This window comes from Leifsonia sp. fls2-241-R2A-40a, assembly GCF_030209575.1.
GTDB lineage: Bacteria > Actinomycetota > Actinomycetes > Actinomycetales > Microbacteriaceae > Leifsonia.
Window position 1 is genome coordinate 2,298,220 of sequence record NZ_JARVRS010000001.1, and the last position, 23,312, is coordinate 2,321,531.

The 23,312-nt window shown below is 69.7% G+C and carries 23 protein-coding genes; 19 read left to right on the plus strand and 4 right to left on the minus strand.

Translation table 11 applies throughout. The features are described 5' to 3' along the window. Positions 1-74: 74 nt before the first annotated feature. Positions 75-383 (minus strand): helix-turn-helix domain-containing protein, encoded by a 309-nt coding sequence (locus QRN40_RS11445; protein WP_285115762.1) that lies wholly within the window; start codon positions 381-383, stop codon positions 75-77. Between the two features lie 95 nt (positions 384-478). Further along, positions 479-1,417, minus strand: coding sequence for a type I pantothenate kinase (gene coaA / locus QRN40_RS11450; protein ID WP_285115763.1), 939 nt, complete (start codon positions 1,415-1,417; stop codon positions 479-481). Between the two features lie 63 nt (positions 1,418-1,480). Between coaA and glmS the strand changes: the two genes are divergently transcribed. From glmS to QRN40_RS11490, 8 genes are all read left to right on the plus strand, one after another. Continuing rightward, positions 1,481-3,331 carry a glutamine--fructose-6-phosphate transaminase (isomerizing) gene (glmS, locus tag QRN40_RS11455; RefSeq protein WP_285115764.1) on the plus strand — a complete coding sequence of 617 codons (1,851 nt, stop codon included), beginning with the start codon at positions 1,481-1,483 and terminating at the stop codon, positions 3,329-3,331. A gap of 4 nt (positions 3,332-3,335) precedes the next feature. Next, the gene (locus tag QRN40_RS11460) at positions 3,336-3,692 is read left to right on the plus strand and encodes a holo-ACP synthase (protein WP_285115766.1); all 357 of its coding nucleotides are present in this window, start codon (positions 3,336-3,338) and stop codon (positions 3,690-3,692) included. After that, complete coding sequence (gene alr / locus QRN40_RS11465) at positions 3,689-4,810, plus strand: alanine racemase (RefSeq protein WP_285115767.1); 1,122 nt, start codon at positions 3,689-3,691, stop codon at positions 4,808-4,810. The genes QRN40_RS11460 and alr overlap by 4 nt, the downstream gene beginning before the upstream one ends. Further along, positions 4,807-5,361 carry a tRNA (adenosine(37)-N6)-threonylcarbamoyltransferase complex ATPase subunit type 1 TsaE gene (tsaE, locus tag QRN40_RS11470; protein ID WP_285115768.1) on the plus strand — a complete coding sequence of 185 codons (555 nt, stop codon included), beginning with the start codon at positions 4,807-4,809 and terminating at the stop codon, positions 5,359-5,361. The genes alr and tsaE overlap by 4 nt, the downstream gene beginning before the upstream one ends. A gap of 9 nt (positions 5,362-5,370) precedes the next feature. Beyond that, entirely contained in the window at positions 5,371-5,991 is a 621-nt protein-coding gene (gene tsaB / locus QRN40_RS11475; protein ID WP_285115769.1) for a tRNA (adenosine(37)-N6)-threonylcarbamoyltransferase complex dimerization subunit type 1 TsaB, read from the plus strand. A 62-nt stretch (positions 5,992-6,053) separates the two neighbouring features. Next, positions 6,054-6,488 carry a ribosomal protein S18-alanine N-acetyltransferase gene (gene rimI, locus QRN40_RS11480; RefSeq protein WP_502878938.1) on the plus strand — a complete coding sequence of 145 codons (435 nt, stop codon included), beginning with the start codon at positions 6,054-6,056 and terminating at the stop codon, positions 6,486-6,488. Then, positions 6,485-7,567 (plus strand): tRNA (adenosine(37)-N6)-threonylcarbamoyltransferase complex transferase subunit TsaD, encoded by a 1,083-nt coding sequence (tsaD, locus tag QRN40_RS11485; RefSeq protein WP_285115771.1) that lies wholly within the window; start codon positions 6,485-6,487, stop codon positions 7,565-7,567. The genes rimI and tsaD overlap by 4 nt, the downstream gene beginning before the upstream one ends. A 123-nt stretch (positions 7,568-7,690) precedes the next feature. Next, positions 7,691-8,281 carry a DUF4190 domain-containing protein gene (locus tag QRN40_RS11490; protein ID WP_285115773.1) on the plus strand — a complete coding sequence of 197 codons (591 nt, stop codon included), beginning with the start codon at positions 7,691-7,693 and terminating at the stop codon, positions 8,279-8,281. Between the two features lie 26 nt (positions 8,282-8,307). Here the strand turns inward: QRN40_RS11490 and QRN40_RS11495 are convergent, their stop codons facing one another. Beyond that, the gene (locus QRN40_RS11495) at positions 8,308-9,495 is read right to left on the minus strand and encodes a class I SAM-dependent methyltransferase (protein WP_285115774.1); all 1,188 of its coding nucleotides are present in this window, start codon (positions 9,493-9,495) and stop codon (positions 8,308-8,310) included. Between the two features lie 133 nt (positions 9,496-9,628). Between QRN40_RS11495 and groES the strand changes: the two genes are divergently transcribed. The 4 genes from groES (at position 9,629) to QRN40_RS11515 (ending at position 13,956) form a co-directional block, all read left to right on the plus strand. Next, entirely contained in the window at positions 9,629-9,925 is a 297-nt protein-coding gene (gene groES / locus QRN40_RS11500; RefSeq protein WP_285115775.1) for a co-chaperone GroES, read from the plus strand. Positions 9,926-10,117: 192 nt separating this feature from the next. Then, on the plus strand, positions 10,118-11,062 hold the full coding sequence (gene rarD / locus QRN40_RS11505; protein WP_285115776.1) for an EamA family transporter RarD: 945 nt from the start codon (positions 10,118-10,120) through the stop codon (positions 11,060-11,062). 84 nt (positions 11,063-11,146) lie between these two features. Next, positions 11,147-12,649 (plus strand): IMP dehydrogenase, encoded by a 1,503-nt coding sequence (gene guaB / locus QRN40_RS11510; protein WP_285115777.1) that lies wholly within the window; start codon positions 11,147-11,149, stop codon positions 12,647-12,649. A 35-nt stretch (positions 12,650-12,684) separates the two neighbouring features. Continuing rightward, positions 12,685-13,956 (plus strand): Ig-like domain-containing protein, encoded by a 1,272-nt coding sequence (locus QRN40_RS11515; protein WP_285115778.1) that lies wholly within the window; start codon positions 12,685-12,687, stop codon positions 13,954-13,956. On the opposite strand, the gene QRN40_RS11520 is transcribed toward QRN40_RS11515, so the two are convergent. Continuing rightward, complete coding sequence (locus QRN40_RS11520) at positions 13,940-15,100, minus strand: MalY/PatB family protein (RefSeq protein ID WP_285115780.1); 1,161 nt, start codon at positions 15,098-15,100, stop codon at positions 13,940-13,942. The two genes, QRN40_RS11515 and QRN40_RS11520, sit on opposite strands and share 17 nt — an antisense overlap. A 70-nt stretch (positions 15,101-15,170) precedes the next feature. Here QRN40_RS11520 and QRN40_RS11525 point away from each other — a divergent pair, with 70 nt between their 5' ends. The 7 genes from QRN40_RS11525 to guaA all read left to right on the plus strand — a co-directional run bounded on the left by QRN40_RS11525 (position 15,171) and on the right by guaA (position 23,198). After that, positions 15,171-16,289, plus strand: a complete 1,119-nt coding sequence (locus QRN40_RS11525; protein WP_285117482.1) for a GuaB3 family IMP dehydrogenase-related protein — start codon at positions 15,171-15,173, stop codon at positions 16,287-16,289. Between the two features lie 100 nt (positions 16,290-16,389). Beyond that, on the plus strand, positions 16,390-18,210 hold the full coding sequence (locus QRN40_RS11530; protein ID WP_285115781.1) for a glycerol-3-phosphate dehydrogenase/oxidase: 1,821 nt from the start codon (positions 16,390-16,392) through the stop codon (positions 18,208-18,210). 130 nt (positions 18,211-18,340) lie between these two features. Next, on the plus strand, positions 18,341-18,874 hold the full coding sequence (locus tag QRN40_RS11535) for a cation:proton antiporter regulatory subunit (protein ID WP_285115782.1): 534 nt from the start codon (positions 18,341-18,343) through the stop codon (positions 18,872-18,874). 6 nt (positions 18,875-18,880) lie between these two features. After that, positions 18,881-20,248: a cation:proton antiporter gene (locus QRN40_RS11540; RefSeq protein WP_285115783.1), complete on the plus strand. Its 1,368-nt coding sequence runs from the start codon at positions 18,881-18,883 to the stop codon at positions 20,246-20,248. Positions 20,249-20,304: 56 nt separating this feature from the next. Next, a complete protein-coding gene (locus QRN40_RS11545; protein WP_285115785.1) occupies positions 20,305-21,105 on the plus strand; it encodes an SURF1 family cytochrome oxidase biogenesis protein in 801 nt (266 codons plus the stop codon). A 4-nt stretch (positions 21,106-21,109) separates the two neighbouring features. Then, entirely contained in the window at positions 21,110-21,559 is a 450-nt protein-coding gene (locus tag QRN40_RS11550) for a DUF3817 domain-containing protein (protein ID WP_285115786.1), read from the plus strand. A 91-nt stretch (positions 21,560-21,650) separates the two neighbouring features. Next, complete coding sequence (gene guaA / locus QRN40_RS11555; RefSeq protein ID WP_285115787.1) at positions 21,651-23,198, plus strand: glutamine-hydrolyzing GMP synthase; 1,548 nt, start codon at positions 21,651-21,653, stop codon at positions 23,196-23,198. Positions 23,199-23,312: the final 114 nt, after the last annotated feature.

A 23,312-nucleotide genomic window follows, 5' to 3' on the forward strand; every position in this document is an offset into this window, starting at 1 on the left:
CCGAGTGGTGAGCAGATGCTCGAATTCCCGTCGAATGGTGACGTGATGTCACCATTCGGGGGAGGCGTGCCGCGTCAGCGCGACTCGTGCTCCCGACGGGCGGCGATGAAGTCCGCGACCGAGTAGGCGTGCGAGCGGTCTGGCAGCATCTCCGAGCCGTACAGGCCGGCCATCAACTGGCCGGGGTCGATGTTGAGCGCCGTCGCGATGCGCACGATCGTATGCAGCTCGGAGTTCGCCTCGCCACGCTCGACGCGGCCGAAGTTGGTGACGTGCATGTCGGCCAGGTTCGCGATGTCCTCCTGGCTCATGCCGAGGGCGATCCGCGCCTCGCGCACGCGCCGGCCGAAGACCTGCGCGGCGCGCGAACGTGGTGCTGACATGCCTCATGACTACGGGATGTGCGCATGCCCGGCCAGAGCTTGACAGCCACGCGCCCCTGCGCCTGAGGTCGGAAAGCCCTGCGGCGTTTGACTCGTCAGAGCTTGCGCAGCAGGACCGAGCTCACCGCGTGGTCGACGTCCTTCCGGAGGACGAGCTTGGCGCGGGAGCGTGTCGGCCGGATGTTCTGCAGGAGGTTCGGCTCGTTGATCCGCGACCAGATGGTCGCGGCCCGGGCGCGGGCCTCCTCCTCGGTGAGCTCCGCATACCGGTGGAAGTACGACTTGGGATTGGCGAAGGCCCCCCGCTGCAGCTTCAGGAAGCGCTCCTCGTACCAGTGGGCGATGTCGCGCGTCCGCGCATCCACATAGACGCTGAAGTCGAACAGGTCGCTGACGGCGAGCCGGTTTCCTCCGCCGGCCGGCTGGAGCACGTTGAGCCCCTCCACGATGAGCACGTCCGGGCGCCGCACCACGATCTCGGCGTCGGGGACGATGTCGTAGCTGAGGTGCGAGTAGAAGGGTGCGCGCACCTCCGGGGCTCCGCTCTTGACCGCGGTGACGAAGCGCAGCAAGGCCCGACGGTCGTACGACTCGGGAAAGCCCTTGCGCTCCATGAGTCCCTGCCGCTCGAGCTCCGCATTGGGGAGCAGGAAGCCGTCGGTGGTCACCAGTTCCACGCGCGGCGTGTCGTCCCAGCGGGACAGCAGCTCCCGCAGCAGGCGGGCGATGGTGGACTTGCCCACGGCGACCGATCCGGCGACGCCGATGACGAAAGGGGTGCTCGCAGCGCGCTCACCCAGGAAGTCGTTGGTGACGCGATGCAGCTGCTTGGTGCCGCCGACGTAGAGGTTCAGGAGGCGGCTGAGCGGCAGGTAGACCTGCTCCACCTCGCGCATGTCGAGCGGGTCGCCCAGACCGCGGAGCTGAACGATCTCCGTCTCCTGGAGCGGCAGCCGCGTGTTCTCGGCCAGCTCGGCCCAGTCGGCCCGGCTCAACTCGACGAAAGGGGTGGACGAGTCGCCGTTCTCAACCATAGGGAACCCAGTCTAGGGGCCTCCGAGCGGCTTCCCATCCGGCCCCACGATAGACTCGGGTGCATGTGTGGAATCGTGGGGTACGTCGGTACCGACAAGAGCCTCGAGGTGCTTCTCGGCGGTCTGAAGCGCTTGGAGTACCGCGGATACGACTCCGCGGGCATCGCCGTGATCGGCCCGGACGGGTCCCTCGGCACGGCTAAGAAGGCGGGCAAGCTCTCGGCGCTGACCGAGGATCTGCAGGAGCACCCCATCCCGAACGGGCAGACCGGAATCGGTCACACCCGCTGGGCGACGCACGGCGGTCCGACCGACGTCAACGCGCACCCGCACCTGGGTGACGAGGGTCGCCTCGCCGTCATCCACAACGGCATCATCGAGAACTTCTCGACCCTGAAGGACGAGCTGCTCGCTGACGGCTTCGCCTTCGAGTCGGAGACCGACACCGAGGTCGCGGCCGTCCTGCTCGGCCGCGAGTACCGCCGGACGGGCGACCTCCCCGAGGCGTTCCAGAGCGTCGTCTCGCGCCTGGAGGGCGCCTTCACCCTGCTGGCCATGCACAAGGACCAGCCGCACGTCGTCGTCGGCGCGCGCCGCAATTCCCCGCTCGTCATCGGGCTCGGCGAGGGCGAGAACTTCCTCGGCTCCGACGTCGCCGCGTTCGTCGAGCACACCCGTCGTGCCATGGCCATCGGGCAGGACCAGATCGTCACCATCACGCCGGACACCGTCACCGTGACCGACTTCGCCGGAGCGCCGGTCGAGGTCGAGCCGTTCGAGGTCGCGTGGGACGCCTCGGCCGCTGAGAAGGGCGGCTGGTCGTCCTTCATGGCCAAGGAGATCGCCGAAGAGCCGGATGCGGTCGCCAACACGCTCCGCGGCCGCCTGGTCGACGACACGGTGCACATCCCCGAGCTCGACGCCCTGGGCGACGCGTTCTTCGCGGGCATCGACCGCATCACGATCATCGCGTGCGGCACGGCCGCCTATGCCGGCCTCGTCGGCAGCTACGCGATCGAGAAGTGGGCCCGCGTGCCCGTCACCGTCGAGCTCAGCCACGAGTTCCGCTACCGCGAGCCGGTGCTCACCGAGGGAACGCTGGTCATCTCGATCAGCCAGTCCGGCGAGACCATGGACACGCTGATGGCGGTCAAGTACGCCCGCGAGGCCGGCGCCAAGGCGATCTCGGTCTGCAACACCCAGGGCGCGACCATCCCGCGGGAGTCGGACGCCGCGCTGTACACGCACGCCGGCCCGGAGGTCGCCGTGGCCTCGACCAAGGCCTTCGTCGCGCAGATCACCGCGCTCTACCTGTTCGGCCTCCACCTGGCCCGCGTCCGCGGCACCCTGACGCCCGCGCAGCAGCGCGACTCCATCGAGGAGTTGCAGGAGGTGCCCGCGAAGATTGCGACGGTGCTCGAGTCGCACGCCGAGATCGCCCAGCTCGCGCGCTGGATGTCGGACACCCGCTCGGTGCTGTTCCTCGGCCGTCACGTCGGCTACCCGATCGCGCTCGAGGGTGCGCTCAAGCTCAAGGAGCTCGCGTACATCCACGCGGAGGGCTTCGCCGCCGGCGAGCTGAAGCACGGCCCCATCGCGCTGATCGAGCCGGGCCAGCCGGTCTTCGTCGTGGTGCCCAGCCCGCGCTGGTCGGATGAACTGCACAAGAAGGTCGTGTCGAACATCCAGGAGATCCGTGCCCGGGGCGCCCGCGTGATCGCGATCGCCGAGGCCGGAGACGCCGCCGTGCTGCCGTTCGCCGACGAGGTCATCCGCATCCCGCTCGCTGCGCCGCTCTTCGAGCCGCTGCTGGCGGTCGTGCCGCTGCAGATCTTCGCGATGGAGCTGTCCGCGGCCAAGGGGCTCGACGTCGACCAGCCGCGCAACCTGGCCAAGTCCGTCACCGTCGAGTAACACCGTGATCGCCGGCATCGGGGTCGACGTGGTCGATCTGGCTCGCTTCGAGCGGTCGATCGCCCGCACCCCGAAGCTGCGCGAGCGGCTGTTCACGGAGGCGGAGCGCCCGCTGCCGGTGCACTCGCTGGCGGCGCGGTTCGCCGCGAAGGAGGCGCTCATCAAGGCGCTCGGCGGCTCCGAGGGCGTGCGCTGGCACGACATGGAGATCGTCCCCGACGAGGAGAGGAACCCCGGTTTCGTGCTGCACAACGTGGTCGAGGCACAGGTGCGGGAACGCGGCATCGTGCGCATCCACGTGTCGATGTCGCACGACGCGGGGGTGGCGACGGCGTTCGTGGTGACGGAGAACGCGTCGTGACCGCAGCGTTCCGGGAGCGGGTCGTCGATCTGGATGCGGTGAGCGCGAACGTGGCTCGCCTGCGTGAGCTGGTGGGCACGCCACACGCCATGGTGGTCGTCAAGGCGGATGCGTACGGGCACGGAGCGGTGGAGTGCGCGCGTGCTGCGCTCGCCGGCGGCGCCGACTGGCTCGGTGTCGCGGAGATCCCCGAGGCGCTCGCGCTGCGCGAGGCCGGGATCACCGCACCGATCCTCGCCTGGCTGCACGACCCGGACGAGGACTTCGCAGCGGCTGTTCAGGCCGATGTCGACCTCGGCCTGTCGTCGCTCGCCCAGCTGGAGGCCGCGGCGCTCGCCGGCGGCAGCGGGCGGCCGGTCTTCGTGCAGCTGAAGGTGGAGACGGGGCTGAGCCGTAACGGCATCCCGGAATCCGAGTGGGATGCGGTGTTCGCGCGCGCCCGGGAGCTCGAGGAGCGCGGCCGCGTCGTCGTACGCGGCATCTTCTCGCACCTGTCGAACGCCTCGGTCGAAGACGATCGTGCGGCCGTGGCCGTCTACGAGCGGGCCCTCGAGCGCGCCGCGGCAGCCGGGCTCGCGCCCGAGCTCCGGCACATCGCGGCCAGTGCCGCGGCACTCACCCTGCCCGAGGCGCGGTTCGATCTGGTCCGCATCGGGATCGCGGCCTACGGGCTGTCGCCGTTCGGCCGGGAGTCCGCGGCGGAACTGGGACTGCGACCGGCGATGACCCTGCGCGGCCGGATTGCGGCCGTGCGCCGCGTTCCGGCGGGCAAGGGCGTCTCGTACGACTACACCTACCGCACCGAGCGGGAGACGACCCTGGTGCTCGTCCCGCTCGGCTACGCGGAGGGGATCCCGCGGCACGCCTCCAACCGCGGGCCGGTGTCCATCGGCGGCCGGACCTTCCGCATCAGCGGCCGGGTCGCCATGGACCAGTTCGTGGTCGATGTCGGCGATCTGGACGTTCAGGTCGGCGACGAGGTCGTGCTGTTCGGCGATCCGGGGACCGGTGCGCCGGGCGCGGACGACTGGGCCGAGGCCGCGGACACCATCAACTACGAGATCGTCACGCGATTGGGCGGCCGGTTGAAGCGGAGCTATATCGGGGGAGTGCGATGACGGTCGCGCTGTCGCTGCCGTCGACTCGCCGGGTCGCCACCGCCGACGACATGCATGCTCTCGGCCGGGAGCTCGCCGGTGCTCTGCGGGCCGGCGACCTGGTGATCCTGTCGGGACCGCTCGGCGCGGGGAAGACGACGCTGACACGAGGCATCGGGGAGGGGCTCGGCGTGCGCGGGCCGGTCACGAGCCCGACGTTCGTGCTCGCCCGGACGCATCCCCGTCTCTCCGGCGGCGCGCCGCTGGTGCACGTGGACGCGTACCGGCTGTCCAGTGCGCTCGAACTCGACGACCTCGACATCGACTTCGCCCGCTCCGTCGTCGTCGTGGAGTGGGGCACCGGGATGCTCGACGGCGTCGCGGACTCGTGGCTGGAGGTCGCGATCGAGCGGCCGACGGGCGCGGAGGAGCGCGCCGCCGGGGAGGACCGTGACGGGGTCTCTGCGACGGACGAGGTCGAAGAGACCGACGAACCGCGGACGGTCACCCTTACCGGTTTCGGCCCGCGCTGGGCCGCAGGCACGGGTTCGCCGGCCGGCGATCGCGAATAGGCTGGACGCATGCTTCTGGCCATCGACACGTCCGCCGGCACCAGCGTGGCCGTCGTGGATCGCGACGGCGGCGTCCTCTCCGAGGTGATCGAGACGGACACCATGCGGCACGCCGAGGTGATCGGGACGCTCATCGACGAAGCCCTGACCGTGGCCGGCATCGAGGTGCGTGCGCTCTCCGGCGTCGTCGCGGGGATGGGTCCGGGGCCCTTCACCGGCCTGCGGGTCGGGATCGCCGCGGCGAAGGCATTTGCGATCGGTGCGGGCAAGCCGCTCGTCCCCGTCGTGAGCCACGACGCGGTCGCGTACGACCGCTACCTGGCCGGTCACGAGGGACCACTGCTGGTCGTCACGGACGCACGGCGCCGCGAGCGGTACTGGACGGCGTACTCCGGGGTCGACGGATTCGGCCTGCCGGTCCGCCTCGACGGTCCCGGGCTCGCGAAGCCCGACGACCTGCCGCATCCCGATCTCTCCCGGTTCGACGCGGAGGTCGTCCCGGCCGGACGTCTGGGGATGCTGGCCGAACTCCGATACGCGAACAAGCTGCCGATGGACCCGGACGATGCCCTCTACCTGCGCTCGCCCGACGTGACGCTCTCCGCCGGCCCGAAGCGGGTGACGGCGTGACCGAGGACGTGCACCGCGCCTACCAGCTGCGGCGGGCGGCCCTCGACGACGTCCCCGCGATCATGGGGCTGGAACGCTCCATCTTCGTGAACGACGCGTGGTCCGAGGCTTCGATGACGTCGGAGGTGACCGGCGAGCACGGCTACTACCTCGTCGCGTTCCAGCCGGAGACGCCCGAGCGGATCGACGGTTACGCGGGCCTCCTGGCCCCACGGGGTGGAGCCGAGGGCGACATCCAGACCATCGCGGTGGCGCCGCATGCGCGCCGCCGCGGCCTCGGGCGGGTGCTCATGCAAGCGCTCATCGGCGAGGCCCGCAAGCGCGGCGCGACGGAGGTCTTCCTCGAAGTCCGCGCCGACAACCCGGGCGCCCAGACCCTCTACCGTGAGCTCGGCTTCTCGGAGATCGGCGTGCGGCCTAAGTACTACCAGCCGGACGGCGTGGATGCGGTCGTCATGCGCCTCGCCGTCCCGAGACCGGAGACCACGATCGCATGACCGACCACGACTCCTCGAACGGGCCCCTGGTCCTCGGGATCGAGACCTCCTGCGACGAGACCGGCATCGGGATCGTGCGCGGGACGACGCTGCTCTCCAACACGATCGCGTCGTCGATGGAGGAGCACGCCCGCTACGGCGGAGTGGTGCCGGAGGTCGCCGCGCGGGCGCACCTGGAGGCGCTCGAGCCGACGCTGCGGACCGCCGTGGCCGATGCGGGCATCGAGCTCTCGGACGTGGACGCCATCGCGGTGACCAGCGGACCGGGGCTGTCGGGCGCACTCATGGTCGGAGTGGGCGCGGCGAAGGCGCTCGCTGTGGCGCTGGGCAAGCCGCTCTACGCGGTGAACCACCTGGTCGGCCACGTCGGAGCGGACCTGCTCGACGCGCAGGGCGGCCCCGGCCATCCCGTTGAACTCCCCACGGTCGCGCTGCTGGTGTCGGGCGGTCATACGTCCCTGCTGCTCGTCCGCGACCTCGTGTCGGACGTCGAGCTCCTCGGCGAGACGATCGACGACGCCGCGGGGGAGGCGTTCGACAAGGTGGCCCGCGTGCTGGGGCTCCCGTATCCGGGAGGACCGCAGATCGACCGGGTCGCAGTGGACGGCGACCCGAAAGCCATCCGTTTCCCGCGAGGTCTCACCCGGCCGAAGGACATCGAACAGCACCGGTACGACTTCTCGTTCTCCGGGCTCAAGACGGCCGTCGCCCGCTGGGTCGAACAGCGCCAGGACGCCGGAGAAGAGGTGCCGGTGGCCGACGTCGCGGCGTCGTTCCGCGAAGCCGTCGCCGACGTGCTCATCACGAAGGCGCTCGCCGCGTGCCGTGATCACGACGTGCCGCGGCTGCTCCTCGGCGGAGGCGTCGTCGCGAATGCGCGCGTACGCCAGCTGGCCGTGGCCCGCGCCGCAGAGGCGGGCGTCGAGTTGCGCATCCCCGCCCTCTCGCTCTGCACGGACAACGGGGCGATGATCGCAGCTCTGGGTGCGCAGCTGATCATGGCCGGACACGCGCCGAGCGACCTCACATTCTCGGCCGACTCCACCCTTCCCGTCACCGAGATTCAGGTCACCGGCTGACATGGTGCGTTGACACTCGCGCGCACGCGCTGTCACCATGGGAATCAATACAGCGATCTTTCAGGAAGCGCCTTCCGGGGAGGCGCCGACGATCAGCTTCCAGTACTGAAGGAGATGGGTCCCATGACCGATCCGAACGCCCCCACCGACCCGGTGGAGCCCAACCCGCAGGACGGCTCGGTTCCTCCTCCGCCGCCGGCACCGCCCACGGAGCATAACGGCGCCGTTCCCCCGCCCGCTCCGGGTTACGGCCAGCAGCCGCCGGCGCCGGGCTACGGTCAGCAGCCGCCCGCGCCGGGCTATGGCCAGCAGCCGCCGGCGCCCGGATACGGTCAGCAGCCACCGGCCCCGGGATACGGTCAGCAGCCGTACAGTCAGCAGCCGTACGGCGGCCAGCCCGCCTACGGTCAGCCGGCACCGGGATACGCGCAGCCGTACGGCCAGCCGGCCGCCAAGTCGCCCATCCTGAGCATCCTCTCGCTCGTCGGCGGCATCGTCGGCATCGTGATCAACCTCGCCTGGGGCATCGGCTTCCTGTTCGGCGTCGCGGCGATCGTGCTCGGCTTCATCGGCCGCAACAAGGAGCCGCACGCCCGCGGGTTCTGGCTGACCGGCATCATCCTGGGATTCGTCAGCATCGCGATCGCGATCATCTACTGGATCATCCTCGCGGTGATCTTCGCGAGCCTCGCGAACTACTCGAACACGTACTGAGCGTTCTCCGCGACTCGTCGGCGGCGTCAGAGCCGCTCGGCGAGGAGCGCCGTGTGCCGCCCGGCCACCCTGGTGAGGATCAGGGTCGCCGGGCGGTCTCCGTTCAGCCCGAGGCGACGGCGGAGCGCCGCAGGGTCGACGTCCACGCCGCGCTTCTTGATCTCCAAGGTCCCGATCCCGCGCTGGCGCAGCGCGCGCTTGAGGTCCTTCTCGCCGTACGGGAGCGTCTCCAGGATGCGGAAGCCGGACGCGAACGGAGTCTCCGCCGGCGAATCGGCGGTGATGTAGGCGATCTGGTCCGACAGCATCCGGCCGTCGATGCGGCGTGCGAGGTCGCCGATGAGCCGGGCGCGGATGACCGCGCCGTCCGGCTCGAAGAGGTACTCGCCGAGCGGGCCGGTCTCCTCGTCGGGGCTGTCCGCGTCCGCGGTCAGCTCGTCTGCGCGATCGCCGCGCAGCACCAGGGCCGCCCGGTGGATCCCCGGGCGCGCGAGCGCGCCGAACCACAGTCCCAGCTCCACGACCTGACCGTCGGCCGAGATCCACTGCGCCTCCGCCGTGGACGGGATCAGGTCGCGATCGAATCCGGGACCGAGCTTGAGGCCGACCGACCGGCCGGTCGCCAGCTCGTACGCGAAGCCGAGGGACGGCGTGTAGTCGTCGGGGTCGGTCAGCCGCTCGGTCTGCGTGTGCCCCGCCGTCCGCCGGGCCGGGTCGAGGAAGACGCCGTTGATCTCGCGCAGGTCCACATCCTCCGCGCGGCCGTGCTCGACGACAGCGGTTGGGAACGGCGCCAGGTTGAATGAGGCGATGGCGGCGGTGACCTCGTCGGCCTCGACGGCCGTGACCTCCAGCTCGAGCGCGGCGAGGGCGAGGGCGTCGCCACCGATCCCGCAGCCGAGGTCGGCGACCCGCCGGATGCCCGCAGCGCGGAAACGGCCGGCGTGCCGGGCCGCGACGGGGAGCCGCGTCGCCTGCTCCAGTCCAGCCTCGGTGAACAGCATGCTGGAGGCGAAGTCGCCGAACTTCGCCACGGCCTTCCGCCGCAGTTTGGACTGCGTGAGCACGGCCGCGACGAGGGCGGGGGAGTGGCCCTGCTTGCGGAGGTCGCTGACGATCCGCAGCACGTCGCGCTCGCTCTCGTAGGGCGGTAACGAGTCGAGCAGACGGAGTCCCTCGGGGCTCAGCAGGGCAACCAGCTCGGACCGTTCCATGGGCTCAACGCTACCCTGGCACTCACGTTGCGTGACTGCTAACGCACCCCCTAGACTCGGGTTAGCACTCTCACTGCGAGGTTGCTAATCCAGTCTTAGTAGAGACACTGTTCTTCACAGGAAAGGGGTCAACGTGTCGGTCTCCATCAAGCCGCTCGAGGATCGCATCGTCATCAAGCAGGTCGAGGCTGAGCAGACCACTGCTTCCGGTCTGGTCATCCCTGACACCGCCAAGGAGAAGCCGCAGGAGGGCGAGGTCGTCGCCGTGGGTCCGGGTCGCATCGACGACAACGGCAACCGCGTGCCCCTCGACGTCGCCGTCGGCGACAAGGTCATCTACTCCAAGTACGGCGGCACCGAGGTCAAGTACGGCGGCGAGGACTACCTCGTGCTGTCGGCTCGCGACGTTCTGGCGGTCGTCGTCCGCTGACGCGAACCGCTCGTCTCGACGGCCCGGATGCTCTGAGCATCCGGGCCGTCGTCGTTTTCGGCCGCCTCCGCTCGCGATTTGCGCCAAATCGCGCTAATGACCGTTGCATTGCCACGAATTGGCGCAAATCTTGCAAGGGGGTGGGCGGCAGGACGACGAATTGGCGCAAATCTCGGCGGTAGAGTCGGACGAGTGGCAGCACCTTCCGACGACCTCACCTCGCACCGCACCTCCGGGCTCGTCTACGCGGTCTCCGCCTACGTGCTCTGGGGCGTCCTCCCGATCTACTTCTTGGCGCTCGCCCCGGCCGGGGCATGGGAGATCGTCGCCTGGCGCGTGATCTTCTCGCTGGCGTTCTGCGCCATCGCGCTCTCGGTCACCCGAACCTGGCGCACCTTCGGCGCCCTGCTCCGGGACAAGCGCGTGCTGTTCACGATGGGGCTCGCGGGCGCGCTGATCTACGTCAACTGGCAGACCTACGTGCTGGCGACGGTCAGCGGGCACGTGGTCGAGGCCGCGCTCGGCTACTTCATCAACCCGATCGTCACCGTCTTCCTGGGCGTCGTGGTGCAGCGCGAGCGGCTGCGCGTCGCCCAGTGGGTCGCGGTCGGCGTCAGCATCGTCGCCGTCATCGTGCTCGCCGTGGGCTACGGCTCGGTGCCGTGGATCGCGCTGATCCTCGCCTTCTCGTTCGGGCTCTACGGGCTCATCAAGAAGCGCGTCGGCAACCGGGTGGATGCGCTCTCCGGCCTCACCCTCGAGACGATGTGGCTCACGCCGGTGGCCGTCATCCAGCTCATCGTGGTGGGTGTCACAGCAGGGCTCACCATCGGATCCGACGGCCCCTGGCACACGGTGCTCCTGATCGGTGCCGGTGTCATCACGGCCGTACCCCTGCTGTTCTTCGCCGCCGCGTCGCGCCGCCTGCCGCTGGTCTACATGGGCTTCATCCAGTACTTCGCCCCGTTCATCCAGTTCATCGTCGGCGTCGCCGTGCTGCACGAGGCGATGCCGCCGGAGCGGTGGCTCGGATTCGCGATCGTGTGGCTGGCGCTGCTCATCCTGAGCATCGACATGATCGTCGCCGCGCGGCAGGGCAAGCGGGCCGCGGAGCTCGATCTGGCCCCGGTCGAATGACCCCTGTGATGCTCGGAATACCCGGTCAGGTTCTGCCGTTACCATTGAGCATCCACAGTCGCGCATCTTCTTGATAGGGGTGAAATGGATCAGCCCGATCCGTTCGGTTTCATCGGTTTGACCTACGACGACGTCATGCTGCTCCCAGGGCACACGGACGTCATCCCGAGCGAGGCCGACACCTCGACACGCCTGACCAAGCGCATCTCGATGGCGACCCCGTTGCTGTCGAGCGCGATGGACACCGTCACGGAGTCGCGCATGGCCGTCGCCATGGCGCGCCAGGGCGGCATCGGCATCATCCACCGCAACCTCTCGATCGAGGACCAGGCGTCGCACGTCGACAAGGTCAAGCGCTCCGAGTCGGGCATGATCACGAATCCCGTGACCACGACTCCGGATGCGTCCGTCGAAGAGGTCGACGCGCTGTGCGGCCAGTTCCGGGTGAGCGGCCTGCCCGTCGTGGAACCCGACGGCACCCTCGTCGGCATCATCACGAACCGCGACATGCGCTTCGTCTCGCCGTTCGAGCGGTCGACCACCAAGGTCCGCGACGTGATGACCCGCCAGCCGCTCATCACGGCTCCGGTCGGAATCGACCCCGACTCCGCGGTCGCCATCTTCGCCGAGCACAAGATCGAGAAGCTTCCCCTGGTGGATGCGGACGGCAAGCTCCGCGGCCTCATCACCGTCAAGGACTTCGACAAGAGCGAGAAGTACCCGGACGCCACCAAGGACGACGAGGGCCGGCTGCGCGTCGGTGCGGCGATCGGCTTCTTCGGTGACGCGTGGGACCGTGCCATGACACTGGTCGACGCGGGTGTGGACCTGATCGTCGTCGACACCGCGAACGGCGACAGCGTCGGCGTGCTCGACATCATCCGTCGTCTCAAGGCTGAGCCGCGTGCATCGCACGTCGACGTCATCGGCGGCAACGTCGCGACCCGCTCCGGCGCGCAGGCGCTGATTGATGCCGGCGCAGACGCGATCAAGGTCGGCGTCGGCCCGGGCTCCATCTGCACCACGCGCGTGGTCGCGGGTGTCGGCGTGCCCCAGGTCACCGCGGTCTACGAGGCCTCCCTCGCCGCGCGCGAGGCGAACGTCCCGCTCATCGCGGACGGCGGCCTGCAGTACTCGGGCGACATCGCCAAAGCACTCGTCGCCGGAGCGGACAGCGTCATGCTCGGCTCGCTCCTGGCCGGGACCTCCGAGTCCCCGGGCGAGCTCGTCTTCGTCAACGGCAAGCAGTTCAAGAACTACCGCGGGATGGGGTCGCTCGGCGCCCTGCAGACGCGCGGCAAGAAGACCTCGTACTCCCGCGACCGCTACTTCCAGGCGGACGTGCCGAGCGACGAGCAGCTGATCGCCGAGGGCATCGAGGGGCAGGTGCCGTTCCGCGGCCCGCTCTCCGCCGTCGCGTACCAGCTCGTCGGCGGCCTGCGCCAGTCGATGTTCTACGTGGGCGCACGCACGATCCCGGAGCTCAAGGCGAACGGCAAGTTCGTCCGCATCACGGCCGCCGGGCTCAAGGAGTCGCACCCGCACGACGTGCAGATGGTCGTCGAGGCGCCCAACTACCGGCGCTGAGCCGAAGCCACGGGCGCGCCACCCGAAAGCACCCGATGATCGCCCGATTCCTCACCGCAGCGCTGGCCGGACTCATCCTGGCCGGTGCTGCGGTCGGCGTTTCCGCCGGTCCAGCGGAGGCCGCGTCACCCTCGTCCTTCGATCGGATGCTCGGCGACCTGCGCCCGCTGGAGACGTACGCACGGCAGTACGCCGCCGCGAACCCCGGCGAGACAGCGGACGAGTTGGTGCTGGTGTACCTCCGTACGGCGAATCCGCACTACGACGACTCCACCTGGGCGACGGTCGGCGGCGAGCGCGACCCCGACTTCGAGGCGTACGTCGAGAGTCAGGATGCGCGCAACGGGACGTCCGCGGCCGGCCTCAAGCAGCTCCGCGACGTGACCCTGCCGAACGGCGAGGTCACCGACGCGGTCCATATGTTCGCGACGATGAACCTGAGCAGGACGCCGAACTCGGCCGCGGCCGACCTCGGCGGCTTCGCCGGCGACATCACCGACCTGATGTCGGACATCGACTCGGTCACCGGCGGCCCGGCGGCGGTCCAGGCGGCAGCCGCCGCGGACTTCCGGAGCCCGGCGGGCGGCTTCTCGGACGAGGACCTCCGCGCCGACCTCGACGCCGTCAATCTGACCGCGCTCCGCGCCGCCGCCCCGCAGACGCCGTACGCGGACCTGCTCACCGGATACTTCGCGAACCTGACCGAACGGAAGCGCGTCGACGCCTTCCTGACCAACCGTTTCCCGGCGACGCCGCGAACCCCCGCCGACCTCCGCGAAGCCGTGGAGTCGGCGTACACGTCCAACGCGTACATCTCCCTCCTGGAGTACCGCCGCGGGCTCTCCTCGCTCACCGATCAGCGCACGGCGGCGATCACGATGTTCTCGGCCTATCTCGCCGAGGTGGCGCACGTGGTCCCGGTCACGCTCACCTCGCCCGCCGGCTCGGCATCGGTGAGCACGGCGACCCCCGCTGTCTCCGGAACCGGTGAGCCGGGCGCCACTGTGACGCTGGCCGACGTCAGCGGCCGCGTGGTCGGGACGACGGCCGTCGATGCGGGAGGCGTCTGGTCGGTGATCACCGCAGCGCTTCCTGCCGGTCGAGCGGGGCTCACCGCGACTCAGACCGCCGGTGGCGGAGTCCCGACGACCGCGACCGTCGTTTTCCAGGTGGTGATGCCGCGCGCTGTCCCCGCCGCCGAACCCTGGATCGGGGGCGTTGCGGTGTCTGCGGCCGCGCTGATCGTGCTCGCGGGACTCGTGTTCGCGGGCGTCGTGCGGCGGCGCCGGCTCAGGCCCTCCGTGTGAGCGCCTCGATGCGGTCGATCGCCTCGGTCAGCACCTCGGGCGAGCACGCGAAGTTGAGGCGGACGAAACCTGCGCCCTGCGCGCCGAAGTCGGTTCCCGGGTTCACCGCGACCTTCGCCTCCTCGAGGATGCGCGCGGCCGGATCGTCGCCCCAGCCGAGTTCGCGGAAGTCGAGCCAGGCCAGGTAGCTGGCGTGCGGTTCGCGGTAGCGGACCCGCGGGAGGCGGTCGGTGAGCAGGATCGCCAGCAGTTCGCGGTTCGACTCGATCGCGGTGAGCGCGCCGTCGAGCCACTCCTGGCCCGAGCGGTAGGCGGACTCGGTCGCGATGCGGCCGAACAGGCTGGTGCGCACCTCCACCTCGATGGGCAGCGAGTGGATGCGTTCGGCCAGCTCGGGAGCGGCGGTGACGAAGAGCGCGCACTTCAGCCCGGCGAGGTTCCACGCCTTGCTCGCGGCGTGCGCGGCGATCCCGACCCGGCGCGCGTCGTCGGAGACCGACAGGAAGGGCGTGAAGGTCGCGTCGGAGTGGGTGAGCGGAGCGTGGACCTCGTCACTGACCACCCGGACGCCGTGATGTGCCGCCAGCGCGGCCACCGCCTCCAGCTCTTCCCGCGGATGCACGAGCCCCAGCGGATTGTGCGGGTTGCAGAGCAGGAATGCTTTCGCGCCGCCGGCGAAGGCCCGTTCGAGCCCCGCCAGATCGATGGCCCAGCCCCGGCCGTCGGTGCCGCCCTCGAGAAGCGGGACCTCCTCGACGACCCCGCCGGCCTCCGGGATGAAGTCGAAGAAGGGCGGATAGACGGGCGTGGTGACGACGACCCGGTCGCCGGGCTCGATCAGCATCCGCAGCGACTCCACGATGACGACACCGACATCGGTCGTGGTGCGGGTCTTCGCAGGGTCCACCTCCCATCCCCAGCGCTGCCCGGCGTACGCGGCGAAGGCGCGCTGCGTCCGGTCGTCCGGGCCGATGTACCCGGTGTCGCTGCGGTCGACGGCGGCATGGAGCGCTTCGGCGATCGGCGGCGCGAGCGGGTAGTCCATCTCGGCGACGAAGAGGGGGAGCACGTCGTCGGGATAGGCGCGCCACTTCTCGCTCGTGCGCTGGCGGAGGCGGCTGAGGGGTTCGGCTTCGACGGTCACCCCACCACCTTCCCACGCGCCGGGGACACTGGCCCAGAGTCTCGTGCGGCCTAGACTGAAGCGCGTGAGTATGGAGATCGAGATCGGTCGCGCCAAGCGCGCCCGCCGTGTGTACGCCTTCGACGACGTCGCCGTGGTTCCGAGCCGGCGCACCCGCGACCCGGAGGACGTCTCGGTCTCGTGGACGATCGACGCGTACCAGTTCGCCATCCCATTCATCGCGGCGCCCATGGACTCCGTGGTCTCGCCGACCACGGCGATCATGATGGGGCAGCTCGGCGGCCTCGGTGTGCTCGACCTCGAGGGTCTCTGGACCCGCTACGAGGACCCGGAGCCGCTGCTCGCCGAGATCCGTGAGCTGCCGGCCGAGCGCGCGACCAGCCGCATGCAGGAGATCTACTCCGAGCCGATCAAGCCGGAGCTCGTCACCCGGCGTCTAGCCGAGATCCGCGAGGGCGGCGTGACGGTCGCCGGCGCGCTGTCGCCGCAGCGTACCCAGGAGCTGTACGAGACGGTCGTCGAGGCCGGCGTCGACCTGTTCGTCATCCGCGGGACCACCGTGTCTGCCGAGCACGTCTCGAAGAACGTCGAGCCGCTCAACCTCAAGAAGTTCATCTACGAGCTGGATGTGCCGGTCATCGTTGGCGGCGCGGCCACCTACACGGCGGCCCTGCACCTGATGCGGACGGGCGCGGCCGGCGTGCTGGTCGGCTTCGGCGGGGGCGCCGCATCCACGACGCGTTCGACCCTCGGCATCCACGCGCCCATGGCGACCGCCGTAGCCGACGTCGCCGGCGCTCGCCGCGACTACATGGACGAGTCGGGTGGACGCTACGTGCACGTCATCGCCGACGGCGGCCTCGGCAGCTCGGGCGACATCGTCAAGGCGATCGCGTGCGGCGCCGACGCCGTCATGCTCGGCACGACTCTCGCCCGAGCGACCGACGCTCCGGGCGCAGGCTGGCACTGGGGCGCCGAGGCGCACCACTCGCAGCTGCCGCGCGGAAACCGTGTCGCCGTCGGACAGGTGGCGCCGCTGGAGGAGATCCTCTACGGCCCGGCACCGGTGGCCGAGGGCTCTGCGAATCTCGTGGGAGCCTTGCGCCGCAGCATGGCCACGACGGGATACTCGGACTTGAAGGAGTTCCAGCGCGTCGAAGTGGTTGTCGCGCCGTACCGTACGCAGTAGAAGCGCCGGCCGAAGGCGGCCGGGGAGGGAGAGAACCATGGTGAAGTCCCAATCCGCCCCGGGTGGCGATCGCCACGCCACGCCGGCGTCGAATCCGGCCGTGACGTACCCGTCACGGCTCGGTCCGGCCGAGCGCGCCGCCGCGATCGCCGCGCTGAAGGACACCGAGCTCGACATCCTGGTGGTCGGCGGCGGCATCGTCGGCGCAGGCTCTGCGGTCGATGCGGCGACGCGTGGTCTCTCCACCGGCCTGGTGGAGGCGCGCGACTTCGCCTCCGGCACCTCGAGCCGGTCGTCCAAGCTGGTGCACGGCGGCATCCGCTATCTGGAGCAGCTCGACTTCCGCCTGGTCCGCGAGGCGCTCATCGAGCGCGGTCTGCTGCTGCAGCGCATCGCCCCGCACCTGGTCAAGCCGGTGCGCTTCCTGTACCCGCTGCACAAGCGGATCTACGAGCGGTTCTACATCGGCGCCGGCATGCTGCTCTACGACATCTTCTCGTACAGCGGCGGCCGCCCGCCCGGTGTCCCGCACCACCGCCACCTGAGCAAGCGGCAGGTGCTGAGCGCCATCCCGTCGATGAACAAGGACGCCCTGGTCGGCGGCATCACCTACTACGACGCCCAGGTGGATGACGCCCGCTACGTCGCGAACCTGGTGCGCACCGCGGCCCACTACGGCGCGCACATCGCGTCGCGGGTGCGCGTCGAAGGGTTCATCAAGGTCGGGGAGCGTGTGGTCGGCGTGCGTGCGCACGACCTGGAGACCGACGAGCGCTTCGACATCCGCGCCAAGCAGGTCGTCAACGCGACCGGCGTGTGGACGGACGACACCCAGTCGATGGTGGGGGAGCGCGGGCAGTTCAAGGTGCGCGCCTCCAAGGGCATCCACCTGGTGGTGCCGCGCGACCGGTTCCAGTCCAAGATGGGCCTGATCCTCCGCACCGAGAAGAGCGTGCTGTTTGTGATCCCGTGGGGCCGGCACTGGCTGATCGGCACGACGGACACCGATTGGCACCTCGACAAGGCGCATCCCGCCGCGACCGCCGCCGACATCGATTACCTGCTGGCGCACGTCAACGAGGTGCTGAACGTTCCGCTCACGCGCGAGGACGTCGAGGGCGTGTACGCCGGACTCCGGCCGCTGCTCGCCGGCGAGTCCGAGCAGACCTCCAAGCTGTCGCGCGAGCACCTGGTGGCCCACTCGGTGCCGGGCCTCGTCGTCATCGCCGGCGGCAAGTGGACGACGTACCGCGTGATGGCGAAGGATGCGGTGGATGCGGCGGTCAGCGCCCTCGATGGCAAGATCGCGGCGTCCACGACGATGGACATCGCCCTGGTCGGCGCCGAGGGCTACCAGGCCGCCTGGAACCGCCGGCACCGCATTGCTGCGGAATCCGGGCTGCACGTCGCGCGCGTCGAGCACCTGCTCAACCGGTACGGGACGTTCGCCGAGGACATCCTCGCGCTCATCCGGGAGGACCCGTCGCTCGCCGACCCGCTGCCCGGAGCCGACGACTATGTCGGCGCAGAAGTGGTCTACGCGGCGACGCACGAGGGCGCACTGCACCTGGAGGACGTGCTCGCTCGCCGTACGCGCATCTCGATCGAGGCCTGGGACCGTGGCGTCTCCGCGGCGCCCGTGGCCGCATCCTTGCTGGCCGGTGTGCTCGGCTGGGACAACGAGCGGGAGGAGCGCGAGGTCCGAACGTACCTCAAGCGGGTCGAGGCCGAGCGCGCCAGCCAGCTGCAGCCCGACGACGAGTCGGCCGATCGCATCCGTCTCGAGGCGCCCGACATCGTCGAGGCGGACGCGGCGGCGGCGAAAGCCGAGTCGCGGGCCGGAACCCCGACCAGCGCCGACCAGGCGCCCAAGGAGGTGCAGGGAGCCGGAGCGGAGGACGCGCCCCGGACGGACGGCTGAGCCTCCCGCAAGCCTGGGAAGCAGCGCAGAGGGCCCTCCCGCGGAGTGATCTCCGGGAGGGCCTTCGTGCGCCTCCGGTAGGCTGGAAGCTCACTCCCCTGATGCCGGCGAACCCGGCGGTTGGAGACGGATGATGGTAGACGTTCGACGGGTCAAACTGCCCGGGGTCGGGGTGCTGCACACCTTCGTGACCGACGATGGCGGCAAAGTCGGCGTCATCGCACATCGGTCAGGGCACAGCGACCTGATCACGTTCTCCGACCACGAGGACGGCGCCGACGTCACCAAGGTGTCGCTCCGGCTCAACGAGGACGAGGCGCACACGCTCGCCGAGCTCCTGGGCGGGACCCAGATCACCGAGGCGCTCACGGCGCTCGACCAGATCCCGGGACTGAGCATCGACTGGTTCACCGTCGACTACGACGACTACATCGCCGGTCAGCAGCTGGGTGCGCCCGGCGATCGCGGCTTCGTCGGGCTGACGGTCGTGGCCGTAGTGCGCGGCGACTCTGCCAACCCGGCTCCGGCTCCCGACTTCAAGGTCTTCCCCGGCGACACGCTCGTCGTCGCGGGAACGCCCGAGAAGGTCGCCAAGGCGTTCTCGTTCTTCCGCACGGGCGAGATCGCCCACCGGATGACCGCCGACGCCCCGCCCGGAGGCTGATCCGCGATGCATCTCGGCGAAGACCTCATCGTTCTCGGCCTCCTGCTGCTCGTCGCGTACGTGCTCGGGCGTCTCGGCAGGTTGGTGAGTCTCCCCGCGATCCCCATCTACATGATCGTCGGACTGCTGGCGAGCCCGCACACCGGCTGGTTCCCGCTCAACTTCGACAGCCGCTACATCGAGCTCATCGCGATCTTCGGGCTCATCCTCCTGCTGTTCAACCTCGGGCTCGAGTTCGACCAGGACGAGTTCTTCGGCAACTTCGGGAAGTTGATCATCTCCGGCGGCTCGTACATCGCCATCAACATGGGCGTCGGACTGATCTTCGGCTTCATGGTCGGCTGGGGGACCAGGGAGGCACTGATCATCGCCGGCATGACGGCGACCTCGTCCTCGGCCATCGTCACGAAGCTCCTGATCGAGCTGAGACGGCTGGCGAACACCGAGACGCCGATGATCCTCGGCGTGACGGTGGTGGAGGACATCTTCATCGCCATCTACCTGGCGATCGTGTCTGTCGTCCTGAGCGGCGAGACCGACTTCTGGCCGGTCGTCGGCAAGCTGGCCGTCGCGTTCGCGTTCCTCGTCATCATGTTCACGATCGCCCGGTGGGGCGGCCGCTTCGTCTCGCGCCTGTTCCGGACGAAGGACGACGAGCTCTTCACCATCCTGTTCTTCGGCTTCGCGGTGCTCTTCGCCGGGATCGGCGAGATCCTCGGAGTGACCGACGCGATCGGCGCGTTCCTCATCGGACTCGTGCTGGGGGCGACGAAGTACCGCAAGAAGATCGAGCAGATCGCCACCCCGCTGCGGGATGTGTTCGCGGCGTTCTTCTTCCTCAACTTCGGGCTCGCCCTCGACCCGGCGAAGTTCCCCTCGGTCCTCGTCCCTGTGCTCGTCGCGGTGCTGATCACCATCGTTCTCAACATCGGCGCCGGGCAGTTCGTCGCCTGGATCAACGGGCTCGGTGTCCAGGCGGGCATCAACACGACGGTGATCCTGCAGAACCGCGGCGAGTTCGCGCTGATCCTCGCGACGCTGTCGCTGGCGGCCGGGCTGGATGAGCGCATCCAGCCGTTCGCGGGCCTCTACGTGCTGATCATGGCGGTGATCGGGCCGATCCTCGCAGCGAACTCCGAGAAGATCGGTGCGATGATCCTACGGTCCGGCCCGAAACGCCGCCGAGCACGGAAGAAGGTCGCGCGCGACCCCATGCTCGACGAGGAGATCGCGCTCGTCGAGGCGGCCACCGCCGACCCCGACTCCGACGCGCAGCGCGACGCGGTCGCGGACGAGAGGCAGCAGGTCGTCGACCGGATGGTCGAGCAGGCCATGCTGCAGCAGGACACACGCGGCGAACGGGAACGGGACTGACCATCGAAACGACCACGAGGCCCTCGTCGACGACCGGCGAGACCACCCTCTTCCGGATGATGCTGCGCCCGCGCTGGATCGGCGCGCTGCTCTTCGCCCTCCTGCTTGCGGCCGGCTTCGCGTGGCTCGGGCAGTGGCAGCTCGAGCGTGCGGTCGAATCGGGCAAGGCCGTCGAGGCGCCCAGCGAGACCGTGCTGCCGCTCGCCCAGGTGGCGAAGCCCGCATCGCCGCTGCGCGACGTCGCGGTCGGACAGCTGGTCGACTTCGACGGGAGCTTCGTCCCGACCGACTACCAGCTGCTGCACGGTCGCCTGAACTACGGCACGAGCGGTTGGTGGGTCGTCGGCCACGCCACGGTCCAGCGCGACGGGCAGCCGGTCGCGCTCGCCGTCGCGCGCGGCTGGGCTCCCGATAAGGCGAGCGCCGAAGCCGCCGTGGCACGGCTGTTGCAGGAGCCGGCGGAGCAGCAGCGGATCGTCGGACGCATCCTGCCGGACGAGCAGCCGGAGGTTCCCCAGGACAAGAAGGATCCGACGGCCATGCGCACCCTCGGCGTCGGCGCGCTCGTCAACCTGTGGACCGGCGTCGACAGCGAGCCGGTCTACGCGGCGTACGTCGTCCAGCGCGGCGCGCCCCAGGGCCTCCAGCAGATCGACTCCCCGCCGCCGATCGCTCAGACCGAGCTGAACTGGCTCAACGTCTTCTACGCCGCCGAGTGGATCATCTTCGCCGGCTTCGCCGTCTTCCTCTGGTACCGCCTCGTGAAGGACGCGAAGGAGAAGGAGGACGAGCTGCGAGAGCTCGAAGCGCTAGAGGCTGCGGCCGGGAGGAACGTGCAGGGCGAGCCTTTAGAATAGGCGCATGCCCCTCGCTCCCAAGCTCGAAGACTTCCCGAAGATCCGCGGGGCGCTCCGGTTCTACCAGGTGTTCGCGTACGTCACGGGCATCATGCTGCTGCTCCTGTGCGCCGAGATGATCGTCAAGTACGGGCTCGGCTACGAGCTCTTCGCGTTCAGCAACTACGGCGCCCTGACGTTCGTGCCGGTGCAGACCGCGGTCGCACCCACCGGAGTCGACCTGAGCACGGGCATCCTCATCGCGCACGGCTGGCTCTACGTCGTGTACCTCATCTCCGACTTCCGCCTGTGGAGTCTGATGCGCTGGCCCTTCACGAAGTTCGTGATGATCGCCCTCGGCGGCGTCGTGCCGTTCCTCTCGTTCTTCGTGGAGGCGCGCATCACCAAGCAGGTGAAGACCTACCTGGCCGGCCGGGAGGCCGAAGCCGTGATCCCTGTGGAGGCGACAAATTAGCGATTCCCTCAACCCCGAACCGCCGGCGTCCGACGCGGAGTCCGGCACCGGCACGCTCGCCGGAGCCGAGGCGGCCAATCCGTCCGGTCCCGTGCTCGTTGTCGACTTCGGTGCGCAGTACGCGCAGCTGATCGCACGTCGCGTGCGCGAGGCCAACGTGTACTCCGAGATCGTGCCGCACACGGTCACCGCCGCCGAGATCGCCGAGAAGCGTCCCTCCGGCATCGTGCTGTCCGGCGGACCGTCGTCGGTGTATGAGGAGGGTGCGCCGCACCTCGACGAGGAGATCTTCGACCTCGGCGTCCCGGTGCTCGGCATCTGCTACGGCTTCCAGTACATGGCGACCGCGCTCGGTGGCGAGGTCGCGAGGACCGGTCAGCGCGAGTACGGCTCGACGGCCGTTCGCATCTCCGACGCAGGCGTCCTCCTCGAGGGCCAGCCGGAGGAGCAGACCGCGTGGATGAGCCACGGCGACGCCGTCTCGCGCGCGCCTGAGGGCTTCGAGGTGCTCGCCTCGACGGAGGGCACCCAGGTCGCCGCCTTCGCGAATGACGAGCGCAAGCTGTACGGGGTGCAATGGCATCCTGAGGTCAAGCACTCGGTGTACGGCCAGGCCGTGCTCGAGAACTTCCTGCACCGCGCCGCGGGCATCCCGGCCGACTGGAACAGCGGCAACGTCATCGCCGACCAGGTGGCCGCGATCCGCGAACAGGTCGGATCCGGCCGGGTCATCTGCGGCCTGTCGGGCGGCGTGGACTCGGCCGTCGCGGCGGCCCTCGTGCACAAGGCGGTCGGCGACCAGCTCGTGTGCGTGTTCGTCGACCACGGTCTGCTCCGCAAGGACGAGGCGCGTCAGGTCGAGGAGGACTACGTCAAGGCGACCGGCGTGCGCCTGGTGACGGTGAACGCGCAGGAGCAGTTCCTGAACGCGCTCGCCGGCGTGAGCGACCCGGAGACCAAGCGCAAGATCATCGGGCGCGAGTTCATCCGCGTCTTCGAGCAGGCGCAGGCCGACCTGATCGCCGAGGCGGCGAACGAGGGCGACCCGATCCGCTTCCTGGTGCAGGGCACCCTGTACCCGGACGTGGTGGAGTCGGGCGGAGGCTCGGGAACCGCGAACATCAAGAGCCACCACAACGTCGGCGGCCTGCCGGAGGACCTGCAGTTCGAGCTGGTCGAGCCGCTGCGCACCCTGTTCAAGGACGAGGTGCGCGCGATCGGCCGCGAGCTGGGGCTCCCGGAGGAGATCGTCTCCCGTCAGCCGTTCCCCGGGCCGGGGCTCGGCATCCGCATCGTCGGCGAGGTCACGCAGGAGCGGCTCGACCTGTTGCGGGATGCCGACGCGATCGTGCGCGCCGAGCTGACCGCCGCGGGACTGGACGCCGAGATCTGGCAGTGCCCGGTGGTGCTGCTCGCGGACGTCCGTTCGGTCGGCGTTCAGGGCGACGGGCGTACGTACGGTCACCCGATCGTGCTGCGGCCGGTGTCCAGCGAGGACGCGATGACCGCGGACTGGACGCGCCTGCCGTACGACCTCCTGGCCCGGATCTCGAACCGGATCACCAACGAAGTGGATGGAGTGAACCGCGTCGTGCTCGACGTCACGTCGAAGCCGCCGGGAACCATCGAGTGGGAGTGATCCCGCTCCCGTGACCGAGAAGGCCCGGACCGCCCTGTGAGCGACCCGGGCCTTTCCGGTGCACGGGCCGAAAAGTGCCGTGCGGTATTGTCGTAGACGGGACCGTCTGCTCCT

Bases quoted from the DNA above. Each gene is read 5' to 3' on its own strand.
- QRN40_RS11525 (WP_285117482.1), top strand. From the start codon at position 15,171: ATGGAGATCGAGATCGGTCGCGCCAAGCGCGCCCGCCGTGTGTACGCC.
- QRN40_RS11535 (WP_285115782.1), top strand. From the start codon at position 18,341: ATGATGGTAGACGTTCGACGGGTCAAACTGCCCGGGGTCGGGGTGCTG.
- coaA (WP_285115763.1), bottom strand. From the start codon at position 1,417: ATGGTTGAGAACGGCGACTCGTCCACCCCTTTCGTCGAGTTGAGCCGG.
- QRN40_RS11540 (WP_285115783.1), top strand. From the start codon at position 18,881: ATGCATCTCGGCGAAGACCTCATCGTTCTCGGCCTCCTGCTGCTCGTC.
- QRN40_RS11550 (WP_285115786.1), top strand. From the start codon at position 21,110: ATGCCCCTCGCTCCCAAGCTCGAAGACTTCCCGAAGATCCGCGGGGCG.
- rimI (WP_502878938.1), top strand. From the start codon at position 6,054: ATGGGGCTGGAACGCTCCATCTTCGTGAACGACGCGTGGTCCGAGGCT.
- guaB (WP_285115777.1), top strand. From the start codon at position 11,147: ATGGATCAGCCCGATCCGTTCGGTTTCATCGGTTTGACCTACGACGAC.
- QRN40_RS11545 (WP_285115785.1), top strand. From the start codon at position 20,305: ATGATGCTGCGCCCGCGCTGGATCGGCGCGCTGCTCTTCGCCCTCCTG.
- tsaD (WP_285115771.1), top strand. From the start codon at position 6,485: ATGACCGACCACGACTCCTCGAACGGGCCCCTGGTCCTCGGGATCGAG.
- glmS (WP_285115764.1), top strand. From the start codon at position 1,481: ATGTGTGGAATCGTGGGGTACGTCGGTACCGACAAGAGCCTCGAGGTG.
- QRN40_RS11490 (WP_285115773.1), top strand. From the start codon at position 7,691: ATGACCGATCCGAACGCCCCCACCGACCCGGTGGAGCCCAACCCGCAG.
- tsaE (WP_285115768.1), top strand. From the start codon at position 4,807: ATGACGGTCGCGCTGTCGCTGCCGTCGACTCGCCGGGTCGCCACCGCC.
- QRN40_RS11445 (WP_285115762.1), bottom strand. From the start codon at position 383: ATGTCAGCACCACGTTCGCGCGCCGCGCAGGTCTTCGGCCGGCGCGTG.
- tsaB (WP_285115769.1), top strand. From the start codon at position 5,371: ATGCTTCTGGCCATCGACACGTCCGCCGGCACCAGCGTGGCCGTCGTG.
- QRN40_RS11515 (WP_285115778.1), top strand. From the start codon at position 12,685: ATGATCGCCCGATTCCTCACCGCAGCGCTGGCCGGACTCATCCTGGCC.
- QRN40_RS11495 (WP_285115774.1), bottom strand. From the start codon at position 9,495: ATGGAACGGTCCGAGCTGGTTGCCCTGCTGAGCCCCGAGGGACTCCGT.